Here is a 4,539-nt window from a genome sequence, read left to right as displayed (position 1 = left end):
CGCTCAGTTCGATCGGGGTTGTCGGCGCGCGGAAGGTGGTGGCCGCGGTGAACTCCGGTGCGGGCAGCGCGGCCCGGTCGAGCTTGCCGTTGGCGGTCAGCGGCAGGCCCGCGATCACCACGACCGCGTCGGGAACCATGTAGCCGGTGAGGAATTCGGCGACCTCGGCGCGCACGGCGACCGGGTCGAGTGCCGCGCCGTCGACCGGGACGACATAGCCGATCAGCCGGTCGCCCGCGTGCTCGTCGGCGCGGACGACGACGGCGGCCTGGCCGACGCCGGGCACCCCGAGCAGCGCGGCCTCGATCTCGCCGGGCTCGATCCGGAACCCGCGCAGCTGGACCTGCTGGTCGCCGCGACCGCCGTATTCCAGGGCGGGCGTGCCGCGGAAACCGATCCAGCGGCCGAGGTCACCGGAGCGGTACCGGCGCGAGCCGGGCGGGCCGAACGGGTCGGCGACGAAGCGGGTCGCGGTGAGACCCGGCTTGCCGAGATAGCCGCGGGAGAGCTGACCGCCCGCGATGTAGAGCTCACCGGCGACGCCGAACGGCACCGGCCGCAGCCGGTCGTCGAGCACGGCCACCGACAGGCCGGGCAGCGCGCGTCCGATCAGGCTGCTCGGCAGTTCGGCGGCGCCCGCGTCCATCGTCAGGTGCGAGACGTGCACGGTGGTCTCGGTGATGCCGTACATGTTCACCAATTGCGGTGCGGCGGCATCGGTTCCGTAGCGCGTGTACCAGCGGTTGAGCTTGCGCGGGTCGAGCGCCTCGCCGCCGAAGACGACGTAGCGCAGCGGCAGCGGCGCCGCGCCCGCGGCCTGGGCGGCCCGGTCGGCCTCGTCGAGCTGAGCGAACGCGGTGGGGGTTTGGCTCAGCACGGTCACCTGTTCGCGGGCGAGCAGTTCCCGGAACTGGATCGGCGAGCGCGAGGTGACATGGTCGACCACCACCACCGACGCGCCGCCCGCGAGCGCGCACCACAGTTCCCAGATGGAGAAGTCGAAGGCGAAGGAGTGGAACACCGTCCACACGTCGTCGACGTCGAAGTGGAACAGCAGCTGGGTGTTGGCGAACAGCTCGAGCACATTGCGGTGGCTGACACCGACGCCCTTGGGCAGACCGGTGGACCCTGAGGTGTAGATGACGTAGGCCAGGTGGTCCGGGCGCAGCGTCGCGCGCCGCTCGGCCGGACGCAGGGGCTCGGTCGAGTAGCCGAGATCCTCGTCGAGCAGCACCACCGGAAGGTCGGCGGGAACCAGCTCGCGCTCATACGACGTCGTCAGCAGCACAGCGGGTTTCGCGTCGGCGAGGACGTATTCCAGGCGCTGCGCGGGATATCCGGAGTCGATCGGCAGGTAGCCCGCGCCCGAGAGCAGCACGGCCAGCAGCGCGACCGGCAGTTCCTCGGTACGCGGAACAGCAACGGCCACCAGGGTTTCCGGGCCCGCACCGTAGGCGATCAGCGTCCGGGCCAGCGCCGAGGCGCGGCCGAGCAGATCGGCGAAGGTGAGCGAACGCTCTCCCGCCCGCACCGCGATCGCGTCCGGCCGCTGCTGCGCCTGCGCGCAGATCAGGTCGGCCAGGGTGACCTCCGGGACCGCGATGCCCGGCGAATCACCTTCGCGCAGCACGAGTTCCCGCTCACCGGGGGCGAGCACATCGATATCGCCGACCGGCACCGACGGATCGGCGACCACCGCCGCCAGCACCCGCGTCCAGCGGTCGGCGAAATCGGCGACGGTCGCGTGCTCGAACAGGTCGGTGGCGTAGACGAACGAGGCGGCCATGCCCTGCGGCGCGCCGTCGGCGCCGATCTGCTCGGCCAGTTCCACCTGCAGGTCGAACTTCGCCAGCGGCACGGTGAAATCGGCGGCGGACACGGCGAGACCGGGCAGCGCCAGATCGGTGCGGGCCAGGTTCTGGAAGGTCAGCATCACCTGGAACAGCGGATGCCGCGCGGTCGAGCGCACCGGCTCCAGCAGTTCCACGAGGCGCTCGAAGGGCACGTCGGCGTGGCCGAAGGCCGCGAGGTCACCCGCCCTGACATCGCGGAGCAGGTCGACGAAGTTCGCCGCCGGGTCGACCTCGGTGCGCAGCACGAGGGTGTTGACGAACATGCCGATCAGCTCGTCGAGCGCCTGCTCGCCGCGACCGGCGACCGGGGTGCCGACCGCGATGTCGCGGGTGCCGGACAGCCGGGCCAGCAGCAGCGCCAGCGCGGTGTGCACGACCATGAACAGCGTCGCGTTGTGCTCGCGGGCCAGCGCGGCCAGCCCGGCGTGCACGGAGGCGGGCACCTGGATGCTCAGTGTGCCGCCCGCCCGGCTGGCGACCGCGGGACGCGGCCGGTCGGTGGGCAGTTCCAGCTGCTCGGGCAGGCCGGACAAGGTCTGGCGCCAGAACGCGACCTGCGCTGCCAGCAGCGACCGCGGGTCGTTCTCGTCGCCGAGCAGCTCGCGCTGCCACAGCGTGTAGTCGACGTACTGCACCGGCAGCGGTGGCCACTGCGGCGCGCCGCCGCCACGGCGCTCGGCGTAGGCGGTCAGCAGGTCCCTGGTCAGCGGCGCGAAGGAGAAACCGTCGGCGGCGATGTGGTGCACCACGCACACCACAACGTGCTCGGTCTCCGACAACTCGAGCACCCGGACGCGCACCGGCGGCGCCGCGGTCACATCGAAGCCGGTCAGCGCGGCGGCGGCGATGGCCTCGCCCAGCTCGGCCTCGGTCACCTCGACGACGTCGAACTCCGGCGCCGCGGCCGGATCACCGGGCGCGAGCACCACCTGGTGGCCTTCACCGTCGAGCACCAGGCCGGACTGCTCGATGCCGTCCGACACCGGGTACACGGTGCGCAGCACTTCATGCCGGGTGACCAGGTCGGCGACGGCCGCGCGCAGGGCGGGCAGGTCGAGCCGGCCGGACAGGCGCACCGCGACGGGGATGTTGTCGACCGCAGAGGCGGGATCGAAGCGGTTGAGGAACCACATCCGCTGCTGGGCGTAGGACAGCGGGACCAGCGTGGGTAGAGGCCGCGGGGTCAGCGCGAGCGAGCTCGCCGAAACACGCTGCTGCTCGGCCTTGTTCGCCAGGGCGGCCACGGTCGGCGCCTCGAAGACGGCCTGGACCGGGACCCGCACGTCGAGCGCGGCGCCGATCCGGGCGACGGCCTGCGCGGCGAGCAGTGAGTCGCCGCCCAGTTCGAAGAAGTCGTCGTCGGCGCCGACCCGGCCGGAACCGTCGCGCAGCAACAGCGCGGCGAACACGTCGGCGACCACCTGTTCGGCCGGGGTGGCCGGGGCGCGGAACCCGCGCGCGGTGAACACCGGCGTCGGCAGCGCGGCGCGATCGAGCTTGCCCACCGAGGTCAGCGGCAGCGCGTCGAGCACCATGATGACGGCCGGAATCATGTACGCCGGGAGCGATCCGGCCAGGAATTCCGCCAGTGCCCCGGTATCGACCGTGCGCCCGACGCGGGGCAGCACATAGGACACCAGCGCGGTCGCGCCCGAGGGCATGGTCTTGCCGATGGTCACCGCGTAGTCGAGGTCGGGATGCGCGGTGAGCGCGTTGTCGATCTCGCCGAGCTCGATCCGGAAACCGCGCACCTTCACCTGGAAGTCGGTGCGGCCCAGGTATTCCAGCGACCCGTCGGTCTCGAGCCTGCGCACCAGGTCACCGGTGCGGTAGAGCCTGCCGGTACCGAACGGCGAGGCGACGAAGCGTTCCGCGGTGAGCCCCGGCCTGCCCAGATACCCCTGTGCCAGTGCGGGACCGGACAGATAGAGCTCGCCGACGACACCGGCGGGCACCGGCCGCAACCGGGCATCGAGGACATACAGCCCCATCCCGGGCACCGCGCTGCCGATGGTGATCGGCGCGCGCACGTGCAGCGGCCCGGTGCTGGTGGCGAGGATGGTCGCTTCGGTCGGCCCGTAGCCGTTGTAGAAGGCGCGGCCGTTGGTGGCCCAGCGGCCGACCAGTTCCGGACCGAACCGGTCGCCGGCGACGACGACCGTGCGCAGATCGGGCAGACCCGCCGGGTCGACCGACTCGAGCGCGCCCGGCGTGATCAGCAGGTGCGTGATGCGTTCGCGGCGCAGCAGATCCGAGAGTTCGAAACCGCCGAAGATCCGCGGCGGCGAGATGACCAGGGTGGCGCCGGTCGCGAAGGCGAGCAGCAATTCCAGGACCGATACGTCGAAGTTCGGCGAGCAAACGTGCAGCACCCGCGAATCCGGTTCGACGCCATAGTGTTCGCGCTCGGCGGCGACCAGTGCGGCGAGTCCGGCATTGGTGACGACGACGCCCTTGGGCTTGCCGGTGGACCCGGAGGTGTAGATGACGTAGGCGGGATGGCATTCGTCGATCTGCCTGACCCGGTCGGCGTAGCTCACCGCGTGCGCGGGCCGCACGGCGATGCGCTCGGCGACCACCGGATCGTCGAGTTCGATCCAGTAGAGGCCGGTGCCGAGGGCGGCCCGATGGGTCGCGGTGGTCAGGCCGAGCACCGCGCCGGAGTCGGCGACGATGTGGGCGATCC

At 71.8% G+C, this 4,539-nt stretch carries 1 protein-coding gene; it reads right to left on the bottom strand.

Annotation, left to right across the window (positions count from 1 at the left end; translation table 11 throughout):
* Positions 1-4,539: amino acid adenylation domain-containing protein (locus ACFWPJ_RS25535; protein ID WP_378854918.1), on the bottom strand; the 4,539-nt coding region annotated here is incomplete at both ends.

This window comes from Nocardia sp. NPDC058497 (assembly GCF_042720195.1).
In the GTDB taxonomy this organism is placed as follows: domain Bacteria; phylum Actinomycetota; class Actinomycetes; order Mycobacteriales; family Mycobacteriaceae; genus Nocardia.
The sequence above is the reverse complement of the archived record's forward strand: the minus strand, read 5'-3'. Positions and strand labels throughout refer to the sequence as shown.